Source organism: Terriglobia bacterium (assembly GCA_036496425.1).
In the GTDB taxonomy this organism is placed as follows: Bacteria; Acidobacteriota; Terriglobia; order 20CM-2-55-15; family 20CM-2-55-15; genus 20CM-2-55-15.
On the sequence record DASXLG010000273.1, the window covers coordinates 1 to 16,982 of the forward strand.

15 protein-coding genes are annotated in these 16,982 nt (G+C 56.4%); 6 read left to right on the forward strand and 9 right to left on the reverse strand.

Going from position 1 to position 16,982, the window contains the following annotated elements; translation table 11 throughout:
- Positions 1 to 30: 30 nt before the first annotated feature.
- From VGK48_19850 to hemF, 4 genes are read right to left on the reverse strand one after another with little or no spacing between them, the layout of a single operon-like run.
- The gene (locus VGK48_19850) at positions 31 to 678 is read right to left on the reverse strand and encodes a hypothetical protein (GenBank protein ID HEY2383435.1); all 648 of its coding nucleotides are present in this window, start codon (positions 676 to 678) and stop codon (positions 31 to 33) included.
- Between the two features lie 6 nt (positions 679 to 684).
- Entirely contained in the window at positions 685 to 1,611 is a 927-nt protein-coding gene (locus VGK48_19855) for an alpha/beta fold hydrolase (protein HEY2383436.1), read from the reverse strand.
- A complete protein-coding gene (locus VGK48_19860; protein HEY2383437.1) occupies positions 1,608 to 2,198 on the reverse strand; it encodes a zinc-ribbon domain-containing protein in 591 nt (196 codons plus the stop codon). Before VGK48_19860 ends, VGK48_19855 begins: the two co-directional genes overlap by 4 nt.
- A 3-nt stretch (positions 2,199 to 2,201) precedes the next feature.
- Positions 2,202 to 3,077: an oxygen-dependent coproporphyrinogen oxidase gene (hemF, locus tag VGK48_19865; protein HEY2383438.1), complete on the reverse strand. Its 876-nt coding sequence runs from the start codon at positions 3,075 to 3,077 to the stop codon at positions 2,202 to 2,204.
- A 38-nt stretch (positions 3,078 to 3,115) separates the two neighbouring features.
- Between hemF and VGK48_19870 the strand changes: the two genes are divergently transcribed.
- Positions 3,116 to 4,474, forward strand: a complete 1,359-nt coding sequence (locus VGK48_19870; GenBank protein ID HEY2383439.1) for a M20/M25/M40 family metallo-hydrolase — start codon at positions 3,116 to 3,118, stop codon at positions 4,472 to 4,474.
- Here the strand turns inward: VGK48_19870 and VGK48_19875 are convergent.
- Positions 4,454 to 4,840 (reverse strand): response regulator, encoded by a 387-nt coding sequence (locus tag VGK48_19875; GenBank protein HEY2383440.1) that lies wholly within the window; start codon positions 4,838 to 4,840, stop codon positions 4,454 to 4,456. The genes VGK48_19870 and VGK48_19875 overlap by 21 nt on opposite strands.
- A 206-nt stretch (positions 4,841 to 5,046) precedes the next feature.
- Here VGK48_19875 and VGK48_19880 point away from each other — a divergent pair, with 206 nt between their 5' ends.
- Positions 5,047 to 6,363 (forward strand): histidine kinase dimerization/phospho-acceptor domain-containing protein, encoded by a 1,317-nt coding sequence (locus tag VGK48_19880; GenBank protein ID HEY2383441.1) that lies wholly within the window; start codon positions 5,047 to 5,049, stop codon positions 6,361 to 6,363.
- Positions 6,326 to 7,732, forward strand: coding sequence for a sigma-54 dependent transcriptional regulator (locus tag VGK48_19885; GenBank protein HEY2383442.1), 1,407 nt, complete (start codon positions 6,326 to 6,328; stop codon positions 7,730 to 7,732). The genes VGK48_19880 and VGK48_19885 overlap by 38 nt, the downstream gene beginning before the upstream one ends.
- A gap of 44 nt (positions 7,733 to 7,776) precedes the next feature.
- On the opposite strand, the gene VGK48_19890 is transcribed toward VGK48_19885, so the two are convergent.
- Entirely contained in the window at positions 7,777 to 8,925 is a 1,149-nt protein-coding gene (locus VGK48_19890; protein HEY2383443.1) for a hypothetical protein, read from the reverse strand.
- A gap of 92 nt (positions 8,926 to 9,017) precedes the next feature.
- Between VGK48_19890 and VGK48_19895 the strand changes: the two genes are divergently transcribed.
- Positions 9,018 to 9,476, forward strand: a complete 459-nt coding sequence (locus tag VGK48_19895; protein HEY2383444.1) for a GNAT family N-acetyltransferase — start codon at positions 9,018 to 9,020, stop codon at positions 9,474 to 9,476.
- Positions 9,477 to 9,479: 3 nt separating this feature from the next.
- Here VGK48_19895 and glgP read toward each other — a convergent pair whose 3' ends face one another.
- Both glgP and VGK48_19905 read right to left on the reverse strand, forming a co-directional pair.
- On the reverse strand, positions 9,480 to 11,624 hold the full coding sequence (gene glgP / locus VGK48_19900; protein ID HEY2383445.1) for an alpha-glucan family phosphorylase: 2,145 nt from the start codon (positions 11,622 to 11,624) through the stop codon (positions 9,480 to 9,482).
- Between the two features lie 31 nt (positions 11,625 to 11,655).
- Positions 11,656 to 12,714 (reverse strand): alanine--glyoxylate aminotransferase family protein, encoded by a 1,059-nt coding sequence (locus VGK48_19905; protein HEY2383446.1) that lies wholly within the window; start codon positions 12,712 to 12,714, stop codon positions 11,656 to 11,658.
- A 78-nt stretch (positions 12,715 to 12,792) separates the two neighbouring features.
- Here VGK48_19905 and VGK48_19910 point away from each other — a divergent pair, with 78 nt between their 5' ends.
- A complete protein-coding gene (locus VGK48_19910) occupies positions 12,793 to 15,558 on the forward strand; it encodes a UPF0182 family protein (protein HEY2383447.1) in 2,766 nt (921 codons plus the stop codon).
- Positions 15,559 to 15,578: 20 nt separating this feature from the next.
- Here VGK48_19910 and VGK48_19915 read toward each other — a convergent pair whose 3' ends face one another.
- Positions 15,579 to 16,283, reverse strand: coding sequence for a DUF72 domain-containing protein (locus tag VGK48_19915; GenBank protein ID HEY2383448.1), 705 nt, complete (start codon positions 16,281 to 16,283; stop codon positions 15,579 to 15,581).
- Between the two features lie 327 nt (positions 16,284 to 16,610).
- Here VGK48_19915 and VGK48_19920 point away from each other — a divergent pair.
- A partial coding sequence (locus VGK48_19920) for a radical SAM protein (protein HEY2383449.1) occupies positions 16,611 to 16,982 on the forward strand: 372 nt, incomplete at its 3' end.

Sequence of the window (16,982 nt, forward strand, 5' to 3'; positions counted from 1 at the left end):
CGCGTCATCCGCGGCTAAAACCTTGTTATGCTAATCTCTTGGTTGAACAGGGACTACGGCGAACCGGATGCCTTTCAAATACGCTTCCAGTTCCGCACGTTCCACATTCTTGCGAATCACGGTCGAAAGCTCTGTTGCGGGGTCGTCGATGAGATCTGAGATCTGCTTGATGAGTCCTTCGACCCGCTCGATTTCCTTCTTCAGCGACTCGCCGCCGGCAGCGGATGGAGTTGCCTTCGAACTCGAAGCCGCTTTCATCGCGGCGATGGTTCTCTCGGCCTCGATCTGGGTGGCTGCCTGAAGGCGAGCGAGCCGTGCCAGCTCTCCATTCAGCCGGGAACGTTCGCCTTCCCATTTAGCGGCGCTTTGCGTGATCTTATCGATCTCCGCATTCAACCGGGCGCGCTCCGTGTCCCATTCCGAAGACATTTCGGTCATTTTCGTTTTGAACTGTTCTTCCAGATGAGCACGCGTCTGGGTCAGCGCTTCCTCGAGACGCTGGGCTGCCTGGCTTTGAAGGGAAGCTTCCGTTTCGTGTACGGCTTGCAGGACACGATTTTGAAAGTCGGAGTCGAGGCCTTTGACTTCGCCGATGGCGCGCTCAAGCAGTGCGGCCAACGTCGACAGCGCTTCAAGGACGCGATCGGTTGCGGGCGCTTCCGGCGGCGTCTTGCTCACTGTGTTTTAAGACCCTCCTGACGGATGCGAAGTGGCCGAATTATAGCGGACGGTCTCCAGAAACCGGTACACGGAATTCAGATAGCGATCGCGATCCGTTCTGAAAGCCTCGCCGTGCGTGGCGCCTGGCACAATCAAAAGCTGTTTGAGAGGGTTCGGCGAAGCGTTATACATCTGTTCCGCCAATGCCGGAGGCATTCGGCGGTCGGCGCTCCCCGCGATAAAGAGGATGGGAACGTTGAGTTGTTTGATCGCGGCTTCGACGTCTCCGTCGTCCGGGTTGAATCCCATACGGAAAGCCGTGATCGCGACAATCAAATTGGAAATCGGAAACGAAGGCAGGTGAAAGAGAAGATTCAAGTGATGCGCCACCGTATCGCGAAACGACAGAAACGAGCTGTCGGAAATAATGGCTTGAAAGCCGGGGCACCGTTTCGCCGCCAGAATCGCGCTGGAAGCGCCCATTGAAACACCCCATAAAACCCGCGGCCGCCCGGGCGCTTTTTGCCCGGCGAGTTTCGACGCGGCGCACACATCGCGGCTCTCGAAGATACCGATCGTGGTGTAGGCATGGCCGCTCTGCCCGTGATTCCTCAGGTCGAACAGCAGTACTCCGTAGCCACGACGGCTGGCGTCGGCGGCCCGTTCGAGCATTTCCAGACGCGATCGATTCAGCCCGTGAACGAAAATGATGACCGGCATCGCCGCCTCGCCGGAGTTCCACCAGCCTTTCAGCGGAATGCCGTCGCTCGAAGCAAACGCCACATCGGTGACCGCCAGACCGGCAGCCTGGGCCGTCGCCGGTCCGCGCTCCCGGTACTGAAAGCGGCTATTGGTGATGAGAAACGATCCGGCAACCGGAAGCACAACCAGAAGGAAGAATCCGAGGAAACAGGCCGCGAGGATTAACAATCGTACCGCCCACTTTTTCATTGTTCCTCCACCACGTAGTTGGCAAGGACAGTCCGGCCGTCTTCATCGCGTATTTCATAGGTCACTTTGAACGGCGGGTCGGTTTCCACATTGCCGTTGAGTTGAACCCGTTGTTTTCCGTGCGGCGGGATCGTGCCGCCGACAACAACCGTCAACGGAAGCGTTTGTCCCTGCTGCAGGATCAACAGGCGCCGGCCAATGAAGTCGGCTTCGACATCCGCCCGTTTCCGAGGCTCAATTCGGGCCCGCAGTTCGATCGGAAGGTCTGTAACGGCCGTCGAACCCATATTCTCGATCACGATGGAAAACGCCTGCAAATACATGTGGCCGGCGGGATCGTTGACTTTCTTATCCAGCTCAATGCTGAATTTCAAGTGCGAATAGTCGGCGCTGCTGGCTCTCGGCCAGACCACCCAGACGACAAAGAGGAGAATCAGCAGCCCGGCATAAGGATAGGGCGTTTTCAGCCGGAAGCGCTGAACGATCTTTTCGAGGCGCGGGTTGCCGCGCGCTCCGAGCCGCTTACCGCACTTCGGACAGAAGAGGCTGTCTTCGGGTATGTGAAATCCGCAGAACCTGCAGAACATGGCTCAGGCCCAGTCTTTCGGCTGGTAAAATTCGAGCGCCTTCTCTTCGAGCGAACCGGGAGCGGGCGTAAAGTCGTAGACCCAGCGTACGAGCGGGGGCAGGCTCATCAGGATCGATTCGGTGCGGCCGCGGGTTTCCAGGCCGAAAATCGTTCCGCGGTCATAGAGGAGGTTAAACTCCACATATCTTCCGCGCCGGTAGAGCTGATACTGACGCTCCTGTTCACCATACGGCTCATTCAGGCGCCGCTGAACAATGGGAACATATGCGCTCAGAAACGAATTCCCGACATCTTGTACAAATGCGAAGTTCTTTTCGCGATCGCCCTGAAGGTAGTCGAAGAAAATCCCACCGATGCCGCGCATCTCGTTTCGATGTTTCAACGTAAAGTATTCATCACACCACTTCTTGAAACGCGGATAAAACTCGGTGTCGTTCCGGTCACAAGCCTGCTTGATCGTGCGGTGAAAATGAGACGCATCTTCGGCATAGGGATAACAGGGCGTGAGATCGGTTCCGCCGCCGAACCATTCGGCATCACCTTTTTCGAGATATCGAAAATTGGCATGAACGGCGGGGACCATTGGACTGCGCGGGTGAAGGACCAACGAGACACCTGCCGCAAAAAACGCCGTGCCGTTGCCATGGGGAATTTTCGAAGCAAACTGTTCGGGCAGGTTTCCGTGAACCGAGGAAAAATTGACTCCGGCTTTTTCGAAGACCTTTCCTTCCTCGAGGATGCGGGTCCGGCCGCCGCCGCCGCTCTGCCGGGACCAGATGTCCTCGCGGAAACGGACACCGTCGAGATCCTCAACCGCTTTGACGATGCGATCCTGCAAATCTTTGAAGTAGCTTTCGGTTCTATCGCGCCAATCCATATCCTCAGTGTCGAGCGATTATATACAATTACCCGGATATGAAATCCGACATCGACCGATACGTGGAAACATCACAAGCTGAATTCGAATCCAAACTGCGCGAATGGGTCGAGATTCCCACAGTCAGCGCCGAACCCGAACACAGCCCGGATATCCATCGCGGAGCTGAAGCCGCCGTCGCATACCTCCGTCGACTGGGCGGCGATGCCGAAGCGATTCCGACGCCGGGAAATCCCGTTGTCATCGGCAAATTCATAACCGGAACGAATCGTCCGACAGTGACGATATACAACCACCTCGATGTTCAGCCGGCGAACGAGCCCCAGTGGCAGCGCGCTCCGTTCGTCTTCCATAAGGAAGGCAACCGGTACATCGGCCGCGGCTCGACAGACGACAAAGGACCTGCGCTGACTGCATTGTTCGGCGCGCGGTACGCTTTGGAGCAGGGCATACCGGTCAACATCCAGTTCATCTGGGAGTTTGAAGAGGAGATCGGCAGCCCGAATTTTGAGCATTTCCTGAAGAGCAAAGCGGGCGATCTCCGGACCGACTCGATCGCTGTATCCGATACGATCTGGATCGCCAGAGGCAAGCCCGCTGTGGCGTACGGACTGCGCGGGCTGGCGCCTGTGCGGCTTGTGCTCGAGACGGGAACAAAGGACGTCCATTCGGGGGTCACCGGCGGCGCCACCCGGAATCCGATAACGGAACTCTGCCAATTGATTTCCGAGTGCTATGACGTCAAGAAAGGGCAGGTGAAGATTCCGGGTTTCTACGATGACGTGGCGAAACTGTCGAAGGCCGAAAGGGACAATTTTCTGGCCTCCGGTTTCAGTGTGAAGGAATTCAAGCGCGCCCACGAACTGAAGAAAATGCGAGAGGGCGATGCGGCGGATATCGCGAACCGGATCTGGGCCCGGCCAACCTTCGAAGTCCACGGAATCGTTGGCGGTTACACCGGGCCAGGTGTGAAGACCGCCATCCCATATCGAGCCGAAGCCAAAATCAGCATGCGTCTGGTTCCCAACCAGAGAGGCGAGAAGATCCTGAAACTGGTGAGAAAGTTCATCAAAGGGCGTAACCCGGACGTGGAATTTATTCCTGAATCCGTCTTGAACCCGTATCTCGGTCCGCATACGGGGCCACACGCCGATGCGGCGCGCGACGCGATGCGAAGCGCATTCGGCAGGAATCCGGCATTCGTGCGCGAAGGCGGCTCCATCGGCGCCGTCGTCACGATGCAGAAATACCTCAAGGCGCCGATTGTATTTTTAGGCCTCAGTCTTCCGGAGCATGGCTATCACGCCCCCAACGAGAACTTCGATTGGGAGCAGGCGTCGGGCGGAATGAAGATGTTCGCAAAGTATTTCGAAACCCTATCCCGCCTTCCGCTGTAACCGGCGCGACGTCAGGAGTTCGATTTTTTGTCCAAGATCTGACGAATCCACAGGCTTTACAAGATGCGCGGTGAATCCGGCGGCCAGCGCTTTCTGGATATCTCTTTCGAGCGTCGCTCCGGTGAGTGCGATCGCCGGAACGGAAGTCAGTGCAGGTATGGCCCGCACCCGCCGCATGAACTCGCATCCGTCGACATCCGGCATTCCGAGATCGGAAACGATGATGTCGGGGCCTACCCGCTTCGCGGCCTCCAGAGCCATACCGGCATTCGAGGCAGCGTCGACTTCATATCCCAACCATTCCAGTTCGATTTGTAAAACGTACAAGACATCGGCCGAGTCTTCGACTAACAGCACTCGTGTCATGCGCAACACCTTGCAATTACACTTCCTGTGGCAACTGGATTCCGTGAGCGCTGCGGGCCTTCGGGAATTTTTTACCTCACGCCCGGTGTGAATTCCGCTGAGAACTCCGATACCAGTCATCTTCTATCTGATAACCCATTGATTTCACGGCTGAGACCGATTGGTAGACCTCGTGCACAGGTACGGCGAACGACTTGGAGTGTGGAATGGACGGATCACCAGTTCGCGGCACTGAAAGAACTCCTATTGCACGATTAAATGAGTCACGGGACGTAGAAACTTTCCACGGTGATCTGATCCGGATTATCGGCAACGACCTCCATCATGCGGAGGTATTCTTTGGCCTGTTCGACACGCTTTCGAAAAGCCAGCAGATCCCATCGTGGGTAAAATCCCATCTGGATCGGCACCCGGCGCTCTACAAGAAACTGGAACAGGGAGAGATGGCCGGCATCAGCCATGCGGAAGAAAGTCCTGTACTTCGTCCCGCAAGCGCGGCCCGCTCGAGCGTCGTTTTGATTCCGCTCATCAATGAGAGCGCGCTGCAAGCGGTCATCGGCCTGGTGTCGCCGATGGACGCACCGCAATTGTCCGCAGAAGAAATCGAGAGTGTCCGCCAGCTGGCCTATGAGTTATCTCCCATCCTCGGCCGCCTGCAGCAAATCGAACAGTTACTCCAGGAAAACAGCAGATTGAAGGCGGCCGCCGGCCGTGTTGACGAGATCGAAAAAGATCTCGCCGGGATCGCCGCTGAAAGAAATGAGCTCGGCGCTCTGATCCAGATGCGGTCGCACCTCCAGGCAAACGTCGCACATGAATTGAGGACACCTCTCGCCGCCATTCGTGGTTATGCGCGGATGATCGCGGATGGCCGCGGTGGAGAAGTCAATTCCACACATAAGGACTATCTCCGGGTCGTCATGGAGAATACCAACCGGATGATCGGCCTTGTCAGCTGGATGAGCTACGTCTCCGAGTTGACGGCGCAACACCTCACGCTGAGCGTGTTTGATTTACGGCCCGTGTGGATGGAGTCCGTACAGTCCATGCGGCAGAAGCTTGCGGACAAGTCTCTGCAACTCACCGCCAAAATTCCGGAAGAACCTTTTGTGGTCGTGGGCGACCAGGACAAGCTCGCCTACGTGTTCACTGAACTTATCGCTGCCGCCGCATCTGTTTCAAACGCATCGGGGACGATCTCCGCGGAGTTTTCGCACGGCAGGGATAAGGAAGTGACGGTCAAAATCAACGAGAAAGGCGCTTCGATTCCAGCAGAAGCGCTGACAAAGATCTTCGATCGGTCCTTCAACGCGATTACGAAACCGGCGGTGGAGCACGCAGACTCCGATGCCGTCAATCTCTCCGGTGTGTATGACGTTGTGGGAATGCACGGAGGCCGGGTTTTTGTGAATAGTACCGCAGGACAGGGCGCGACATTCCTGTTCACACTGCCGGCCGTGAGTATGGCCGGTGAGGAAAATAGCCATGAGCAAGCAGTCCATTCTGGTCGTAGACGACGATAAAAACACCCGCGATTACCTCGCTGCTTTTCTGGGTTCCTCCGGCTACGAGGTCGATTGTCTGGGGTCCGGAGATGAGGCGATCGAACGTCTCGCCTCCGGGTACTCACCTTCGATGATATTGCTGGACGTGATGCTGCCCGGCAAGGACGGAATCGAGGTTTTGTCGAACGTCAAAACCATACATCCAGCGCTACCGATCATCATCCTTTCCGGAATCGGACAGATCAAGACCGTCGTTGAAGCCATGAAGATCGGCGCTTCCGACTATCTGACGAAACCGTTCGAGGAAGAAGCTCTCGAACTCGCGATCCAGAACGCGCTGGAGAAAGAACGGCTCAAAGAAGAAGTCAAGACACTGAAGCAACAGCTTGCCTACGTGGAGCAGGGAAATATCCTGACCTCAAACCCCTCGATGCTCCGGATCATCGACATCTCGCGTCACGTCGCAAGCACAGACGTACCAGTCCTGATCCTGGGCGAATCCGGCGTGGGCAAGGAGGTCGTCGCAAGTTTCATTCACGAGCAGTCGAATCGCATGGATGGCCCGTTCGTTAAAGTGAACTGCGCGGCGCTGCCGCACGAACTCCTGGAATCCGAACTGTTCGGCTACGAGCGCGGCGCCTTTACGGGAGCAATTCGAGACAAAATGGGAAAATTTGAGCAGGCGGACAAGGGAACGCTCCTGCTCGACGAAATCGGCGAAATGAGCCCGCATCTTCAGGCAAAGCTTCTCCATGTTCTCCAGGATGCCGAATTCAGCCGCCTTGGCGGCAAGAAACCGGTCAAGGTGAACGTACGGATTCTGGCGGCAACAAACAAGAAACTGAAGGAAGCCGTCCTCAAAGGCGAGTTCCGAAACGACCTGTACTTCCGGTTGAACGTGATCAAACTCGAAGTCCCCCCGCTACGCGAGCGGCGCGAGGACATCCCGCTGTTGTGCAACCACTTCCTCGAGAAGTATCGCGAGCGCTACCAGAGCTCCGTGCAGATCATCCCAAAGGACCTCATGGAGTCTTTCCTTCGCTATGACTGGCCCGGGAACGTCCGCCAGCTGGAGAATATTATTAAACGGTACCTCATTCTCCCCGACGCCGACATCACAGGCGAACTGCGGAATGCGTCGCCCGAAGCGGTCGCGGTTCCGATCCAACCCGTCAACCTCTCGCTCAAAGAGGTCGCAGGACACGCCGCGGAAATGGCGGAGAAAGAAGTTGTCCTTCGGATGCTGGAGGAGACGGGCTGGAACAGAAAGGAATCAGCCCGCCGTTTGAAAATCTCGTACAAAGCGCTGCGCAACAAGCTGAAGAAGTGGCAGCTGGTACGTGAACGGCCGTCCGAAGGTGTCCGGACGCTGGTCAAGAGCGCTTAAATGAACTGCGCGTCAAATATGTAGTCGCGGGCTAAAGCCCGCGACTACTGAGCCTTGACGACATCCCAGTAGGATTCGAGCCGCCGGGCATCATAGTCCTGGATGAAGCGCGGGATCGAAGCGACTATGGAAGTCGATCGATGTCCGGGCACATTCAACGGATGAGCTGGCCCGTTCGCGAAATCCGAACGGATAAAGACCGAGTCGTCGCTGAGCGGCAGGCTCTTCACGTTGGCGACATAGCGGCTCCAGGTTGGGCGGTCGAACAGATAATACTCGACGTTCGACGTGTAAAACGCCGACACACGCAGGCCATTGGTCTTCAGAAATGATCCAACCGTCCTTAGCGCATGCGAGCCCGCGAAATCGCCGACGATCGGGATCAGCCGATTTTCGGCTTCAAACTTCTTAAGCCACTGAAACAACTCCTCTGACGAAAGGTAGCTCTGTTCGCGGCCGTGCCGATCCGTCTCGAGGAGCATTTCTTCATAGGTGGGATAATTCAACGCGTTCCCCCGGCCGATCGAAGAGAAGCGAAGACTGAGATTCTGTTCCCAGAAGCTCCGATAAACGTATTCGATTTTGCCCAGATCGTCCGCTGAAAGTCTTACTTTGGCCGTTCCGGTAATGGCCTTTTTGACGGCATCCAGATTTTTATCGAACAACTTCTCGCTGGTCGGCGAACTGCGAACCGCTTGAAGTATGTCTTCCAGTCTTGCGCCGGGCTTGACGCGCGGCGGCTCCCGGGATACAAGCAGAGCCAGGTATTCCACGCGGTCAGATGCCAGTGAAAAAAGAGCTTTGTACCAGAGATGTTCCAGCATGTTCTGCCGTCGAATGTCCGTTACGATGGCGAGCACAGGGCGCGTATGAACGATGTAGGAGAAATTCTGGTCGGGACCGACGCCGAGGTAAATCCCTCCGGGACTCACTCGAGCGTGCAGATCGTCGATGACGTGAAGATACGAGGTTTCATTCGAAATGAAGTTGTCGGAATCAAAGTACCCTTCAGGTTCCGACCATTGCTCGATATAGCGGTTGAACTGGTCGATCGAGACTTGAACATCGCCTGCAGCCCGTGCGGCACGGGGCTGTTCCCGGCCCCAGGGAGCCACGGCCGCGCCAAGAAGCACGAGAAACGTGAGTCCCGCGCCTGCAACCCACCTCCGGCTCAGCTTGGAAATACTCGACATAACGATTGCAAACCAATATACCTCTGGAAATCGGATTTTCGAAATTTAGAATTGGAGATTACAATATGCCGGTGACGACCCGGATACCAGCAGTGAGCGCAAGACCCTTTCAAATTCGAGCAGCGGCTCCACCAGACATGGACCAGCTTTGCGAGCTGGCGACGCAGCTGTTGACGAACATCCGCGCGGAAGGAACCAGCGAGGACGCCCGCCGCGTCTTCGAGCACATTATGAACTCAACGGACCGGGGCCTTGTGGTGGTGGCTGAAAACAAGAACGGAACACTCTGCGGCTACGCTTATGCCTCGTATGAATGGCGCGCTGAATTCTGCGGTGAAACCATGGACATCGTCGCGTTGTTCGTCGCTCCGCAATGGAGAGGCAAAGGTGTCGGCGGCGGGCTGATCACCTCGCTGCTCGAAAATGCGAAAGAGCGCGGGATTCGCCGCATCAGCGCCGAAGTTCACCCGGGAAACGCCGCGATTGAGCGAACCCTGGAATCCAGTGGGTTCGATCCGGAGCGCCGGACGCTCTGGGGCTTCCGGCTGTAGACTTTATTTCAGATTCTGCGGAACCTTGACCGCCTGCCTCGACGCCGGCACGTAAAAACGCGACGCGTATTCCTTCAGCATCCGGCTGGCGGAAAACCTGGGAACAATAGAGCGGATGGATTCTTTCAACATCTGGATCCATCCGTGCGGCAGTCCGTTCTGGTCGCGTTCGTAGTAGAGCGGAACAATCTGCTGCTCGAGCAGTTTGTACAGCGATTCGGCATCCCCGGCGTCATCGTAATGCACTTCAAGATCTTCCGGCGGATCGCCGATCGCCCATCCGTTATTTCCGTTGTAGCCTTCGTACCACCAGCCATCGAGCACACTGACGTTGAGCACGCCGTTCATGGCGGCTTTCTGCCCGCTGGTCCCGCAAGCCTCGAGCGGAGGCCGCGGGTTATTCATCCAGACGTCCACGCCCTGGGTGAAGAAATGGGCGGCATGCATTTCATAGTTCTCGATAAAGGCAACATGACCCGCCATGCCGTTATCGGCAGCCAGCGAGTAGATCTGATGGATCAGGTGTTTGCCGTGTTCGTCCGCCGGATGCGCCTTGCCGGCGAACACAATCTGCACGGGGCGCCACTGATCGAGCATCATTGTCTTGATCCGGTGCAGATCGTGGAAAAGCAGCGCGGCGCGCTTGTAGCCCGTAAACCGCCGCGCGAAACCAATCGTCAAGGCTTCCGGATCGAGCAGCGTCCCCATGGCGATGACCTGCCGGGGCTCTACCCGATCGCGCGACCAGCGGTCCCGCGCACGCTCGCGTGCAAACGTTAAAAACTTCCGTTTCAGCAGGAGATGGACGCTCCAGATTTCCTCATCCGGAATATCCATAACGCGGTTCCAGAACGAGATATCGTCGTGCCGGTCGACCCATTCCGGCCCAAGGTAGCGGTCGAACAGCAAACTTAGCTCCTGCGCGATCCAGGTCGGGGCATGGACGCCATTCGTCACGAAGGTGATGGGAACCTTGTCCTCGGGCAGCTCCGGCCAGACCACCTGCCACATCCGCCGCGTCACGCGGCCATGAAGATAGCTGACTCCATTCCGCCACCCGCACATCCGCAGCGCCAGAACCGTCATATTGAAAGAATCTCCGAAACGGCCCAGGTCCATGAACTCCTGCTTGCTCAGCGCAAGATCATCCCAATAGCCGGCGAAGTGCTTCTCCATCATGTGGAAGGGAAACGTATCGTGTCCGGCAGGAACCGGCGTGTGGGTCGTGAACAGGCTCGTGGCGCGAATCTGCTCGGCGGCCTCTTCGAAGGTCTGACCCTGTTGGACGAGTTCCCGGGCCCGTTCGAGAAGCATGAATGCGGTGTGCCCCTCGTTGGCGTGGAAGACGGCAGGCTGAATGCCGAGCCCGCGAAGGACGCGAACGCCGCCGATGCCAAGGACAATCTCCTGACGGACGCGATGTTCCTTGTCGCCGCCGTATAGCCTGGCGGTGAGCTCCCGGTCCCCATGCTGGTTCTCTTCGACGTCGGTATCCATCAAGTACAGAGGCATGGCGCCGAGATTCACTCGCCACACGACGACGAACACATTCAAACTGCCGACATTCAGCTCGACCAGGAATCGCTCTTCATGGTTCGGGCTCGCGGACTCGATCGGTGCTTCTTTCCGGTCGAGCAATTCGTAAATATCTTCCTGCCACCCATCAGCCTGAATCCGCTGGTGAAAGTATCCCTGTGGATAAACAAAGCCGACGCCGACCAGCGGAATCCCGAGGTCGCTCGATTCCTTACAGTGATCTCCGGCAAGAATGCCCAGACCGCCCGAATAAATAGGCAGCGAGGTGTGGAGGCCGAACTCGGCCGAGAAATAGCCGATCGGCTGCTTGGCGAGCTCCGGGAACTGCGTTGGAAACCACTTGTCGTTCCGGCGGGTTGCGCGATCGAGGCTCTTCATCGTGACGTCGTATTCACGCAGGAAGTCCGGATCCCGCCCGGCAGCGACAAGACGTACCGGCTCGATCGTGTGCAGAAGTTTTACGGGATTGTGCTGGGTATTTTTCCAGACGTCCGGATCCAGACGCTTGAACAGGAGCCGGGCACGATAGTCCCAACTCCACTTCAGATTGTATGCAAGTTCTTCCAGCCGCTCGATTCGCGCTGGAATCTCGGGAAATCTCCGTGTCTGCATCGATGAATTTTTAGAAAACCGCAGTTGTGTTTCAGGCCGTTAGACAGCGCTCAAAGCTCTCGACGAAATAATCCAGTTCCTCGTCTGTAACGTGCCCCACATGGCCGATCCGGAAAATGGTGTACTTTATCTTTCCTAACCCGCCTGCAATCTGAATCCCGAAATCATTCTCGAGACGCCGCCGCAGGCCGACCATGTCGAACCCACCCGGAGGAATTACACCGGTAATTCCGTTTCCAGGCTTCAGCGCATAAATTTCCATACCCGACCGCCTCACCAGATCACGGATCCGATCCGCCACTTGGGCACGACGGGCAAAGACCTTCTGCATTCCCTGAGAGTGGATGAATTCCAGAGAACCATCCAATTCAAACAATAACGATAATGCGGGGGTAAAGGGAACAGTTCCTTTCAATTTCTTCCAATCAAAGTAAAAGCGCGGGGTTTTCGTGCGTTCGCTTCTTTCCCACGCCCGGCTGCCGACAGCGATCACGGCAAGTCCGGGGGAAACCATTAATCCCTTCTGCGATCCGACAACGACAACGTCAATGTTCCAGTCATCCATGCTCATCGGCGATACGGCCAGTCCCGAGACCGCGTCCGCAACCAGAACCTTGCCCTGCGAGCGAACGGCCTTGCCAATCGCCGGCATGTCGTTCAGGACGCCGGTTGAGCTTTCGCTCCAGGTGTGAAAAACAACTTCGGCCTTCGGCCACTGCTTCAGGCCCGTTTCGACTTCTTCGGTGTTCGCGCCGCGCCGCCAGTCCACCTCAATGATGCGGGTATTCAGACCGTACGCGTTGGCAATATCGGCCCAGCGCATCGAAAACGTTCCCCCGACCACAACGATAACCTCGTCCCCCGGAGAGGTCAGGTTCACAACCGCGGATTCCATCGCTCCGGTGCCGGACGAAGCCTGAAACAAAACGCTGCCTGTCGTGCCAAATAATGGCCGGCAACCCTTCTCCAGCCTGGTCAACAATTCGAGCATCTGGGGCGACCGGTGGTTGAACAACGGCCTGTCTCCTGCTGCGCGAACCGGATCCGGGACCTGCATCGGGCCGGGCAAAAACAACAATGGCTTTCTCATTACGACTTAAAAAACTCCCTTCGAGGCAAAATATGATCATAACGCTAAAGACGCGCGAGCGGATAGTATAGGGGGATCATGCGGCCTCCTGAATATCATCAGCCTCCCGATCTGCGGTCCGCGGGCCGCGTCCTTGTGCGCCTTGGCATTGCTGTTTTCATTCTGATCGCGGGATTGCAATCCATTTCGTTTTATGTGGAAAGCCTGTGGTACGGCAGCCTGGGCTTCACTTCGGTCTACTGGTACCGCTTGCGCGCGCAATCCACCCTGTTCCTTGCTGTATCCCTTGTCACCGCCTTTATGCTGTGGCTCATCTTTCGCCTGGTTACACCCCCATCCGGAAACACCCGTCGCCCGTTTCTTCAATTCGGACAGGAAGCAATTCTGATTCCCACGCGAGATACGCTAAAACGTCTGGCTTTGCCGGTGGCCATCGTTGTAGGCATTTTCTTTGGTATCTCGTTCAGTTCCGACTGGAGCACTTACGCCGCTTTCATCAATCGAGTTCCGACACCGACGATTTCGGATCCTGTTTTCGGGCGCTCGTTATCGTTCTATCTGTTTACGCTGCCGGTCCTGGAATCGATTGCCGGATGGCTTCTTGGAATCACAATCATTGGACTGGTCGCGGCGATCTTCCTTTCGATCACCGATGTTTCGGCGGTTTTCAAAGGCGTATCGTTTGGTGTGACGCTTGTCCTGCTTGCAGTCGCTTTTCAGGCCTGGGTCAGCCGGTTTGCGCTTCTGTACGACGAGAACCCACTCTTTACGGGCGTTAGATATGTCGACGACAAAATCATCATTCCGGGGCTGACGCTTGTGATCGCTGCCCTCGTTGTCGGCGCTGTCATCGCCGCCGCAAATATCCGGGCCGGCCGGCTTGGGAATCTTGCGTTGGCTGCGGGTGTGCCTGCCCTTACCTATCTCGTGGCTGGCGTAATCGCACCTTTTTATGTCAACACATTTGTCGTCCGGCCGAATGAGCTTGTGCGGGAACGCCCCTATATCAGCAACAATATCGCGTCCACCAGGAAAGCCTATGCGCTCGAGCACATCGAGGAAATTCCATTTGAGCCGCGCGTGACGAATGCAGTGTTCGACCCCTCGGCGCATCAGGAAACGTTGGACAACATCCGGCTCTGGGATTGGCGCGCGCTGCAATCGACCTTGCGGCAGATCCAGGAAATCCGAACGTATTACGATTTTCCGGACATCGACGTCGATCGCTATACCATCAACGGAAAGACGGAGTCCGTGATGCTTGCGGCCAGGGAACTGAGCTTGAGCAAACTTCCTTCGGGCACACAGAATTGGGTCAACGAACGGCTGGTCTACACGCATGGTTATGGCGTCACCATGAGTCCCGTCAGCCGCTTCACGAAGGAAGGGCTGCCCGAGTTCATCCTCTCCAATATGCCGGTCGAGAGTACGCAGCCCGACATCCGCGTGACCCGCCCGGAAATCTATTTTGGAGAGATTACGGACTGGCCTGTCTACGTCAAAACCAAACAGAAGGAATTCAACTACCCGGAAGGCGAAGCCAACAACTACACCTCATACCAGGGCGCCGGCGGAATCCAGATGGGATCCTTTTTCCGCCGTCTCCTCATCGCCTGGTACATCAACGACATCACCAAGGTTCCATTCTCAGACGACATCACTGCCGACAGCGCGCTGCTGATGCGGCGGAACATCCGGGAGCGTGTTTCCGAACTCGCGCCCTTCCTCTTATTCGATGAAGACCCATACATCGTCGTGGGCGCCGACGGCAAGCTGTATTGGATCATGGACGGTTTTACAACGTCGGATCGCTACCCTTATTCCAGACACGTTACCCTTGGCGACCGGTCGCTGAATTACATCCGCAACAGCGTCAAAGCCGTTATCGATGCATATGACGGAAGCGTTCATTTTTATGTTTTCGATCCGGCGGATCCCCTGATTCAGTCGTACCGCAAGATGTTTCCCGCTCTCTTCACAGATGTGAAGGAGATGCCCGATTTCCTGCGTGCGCACGTACGGTATCCGGATCTGCTCTTCCGGATTCAGGCGAATATCTATTCGACCTATCACGTTGAAAACGAGCAGGTGTTTTACGGCCGGGAAGATGTGTGGACCGTCGCGCAGCAGGGAAGAGGCCAGCAAGGCCAGTCCTCGACCGACAATATCGAGCCCTTTTACGTCTCCATGCGATTCCCGGGAGACAAGCAGCAGGAATTTGTCTCGATTCTGCCCTTCACGCCGTCAAATCGAAATAACCTCATTGGATGGATGGCCGGGCGCAGCGATGGAGACAAATACGGTACGCTGAGAGCCTACCGGTTTCCGAAGACCCGCTTCGTCGATGGACCGCTCCAGATACAGGCTCGGATCGACCAGGATCCTCAGCTGTCTTCCCAACTGACGCTGTGGAATCAGCAGGGATCGACGGTGATTCGCGGCAACCTCCTCGTCCTGCCGCTCGAGGATACGTTGCTGTTTGTTGAACCGATCTATCTTCAGGCCGAGCGTAGTCCGATGCCGGAGTTACGGCTCGTCGTTCTCGCCACGCAGGATCGTCTCGCATATGCGCCGCGATTCCCCGAAGCACTTGCTCAACTCCTTCAATCGAGTCCCGCGGCAACAACGGCTGCGGCATCGCCAAGTCCGCAGCCTCAACAGTCTGTTCCGGCGTCTGCAGCCCCAGCCCCGGCTCAACCTCCGGATATCCGCTCGCTCGCAGACCGCGCCAACCAGGCGCTTACCGACTATCAGCGGCTGACCTCGCAAGGAAAACTTGGCGAAGCCGGAGCCAGACTGGACGAATTGAAACAAGTCCTGGAAGAAATGAACCGGAAGCGCTGAGGAAACCGGGGCTCGGCCCCTTAACGCAAGCCCTTCGCGAATTCCAGTGCGATCAGCGGCGCATCCGGATTGTTTTCGTGCTTGATGTAGGCAAAAACCTCGATGCCGCTGTCCGCCCAATTGCGGATCCGGTCCTGCCATCGCCCGCGCTGAGCGTCTGTGTACTGCGATCTTCGGAGGCGAACATAGATAAATCCAGCCGTCACCTCCAATGGCGTCGTATGGTCGTCCGCGTCGTGAATACATAAACCGATGTTGTGCCGCCGCAACAGCCCGAAAACCTCATCGATGAACCACGAGTCATGGCGGAATTCGAAAGCGGCCGGGATGCCGCGAGGCAAAACCGAGAGAAACATCTCCAGTTTTTGAATGTCGCACTTGAAGAATGGCGGCAACTGGAACAGCACCATTCCCAGCCTGTTTTCGAGCCCAGGCACGACGCTCACGAAGTAATCCAATGCTTCCGAGGGAATCTTTAACCGTTGCCGATGTGTGATTTGCTGAGAAGCCTTAAGGGTAAACTTGAATTGATCGGGAGTGGCAGCCTTCCAGGCATCGATGGTCTTGGCGCTCGGCATCCTGTAAAAGGTGTAGTCGATCTCGACACTGTTCAACTGCCGTGAGTAATAGTGCAGGAACTGCTTTTCCGAAAGGCCTTCGGGATAGAATTTCGGCCTCCATTCTTTATAGCTGAAGCCCGACGTACCGAACCAGATTCGCGCCATTCGGGCATTATCGCGCACGCTATCGCAAATAATGGCGTGAATATTGGGCCGCAGGCATGCCTCCCAGTAAATCCCGCAAAAACAGGCCGTTTTTTGCATTTTGTGCGGCGCTTTTCAACAGTGGCGCGGGTGTCCGGATTCGGTGCAAACTGCTATAACCGTTGATTTTAGTTGGCTTATTCTGGATCTGGCCAGACTTTTCCACAGGCTTTTCCACAATCTTTGTTCACAATCCGGTAACACGGGCTTTTAGTTTACATAATAGCCCTTATAAGCATATTGGCAGAGTAGCGACTTCAATTTCAGCCGTAGGCTATAATGGCGTTGATGTCCCATCTGGATCAGCTTCAGCGCCCTATGCGGGACCTGCGGATCTCCGTCACGGATCGATGCAACTTTCGTTGTACCTATTGCATGCCTTTCGACGAGTACACGTGGATCGAGCGGCAACAAGTTCTGTCTTTCGAGGAGATTGAACGGGTTGTCCGGCTGTTTCTGGATTTCGGCATTCAAAAAGTCCGGCTGACGGGCGGCGAACCTTTGGTTCGCAAGGATCTCCACAGCCTCGTGAAACGGTTGTCGGCAATCGAGGGCTTAAACGATCTTTCGCTGACGACCAACGGCGCCTTGCTCGCCGAACAGGCTTCGGACCTGCATAAGGCCGGGCTGTCCCGTATCAATGTAAGCATCGACACGCTG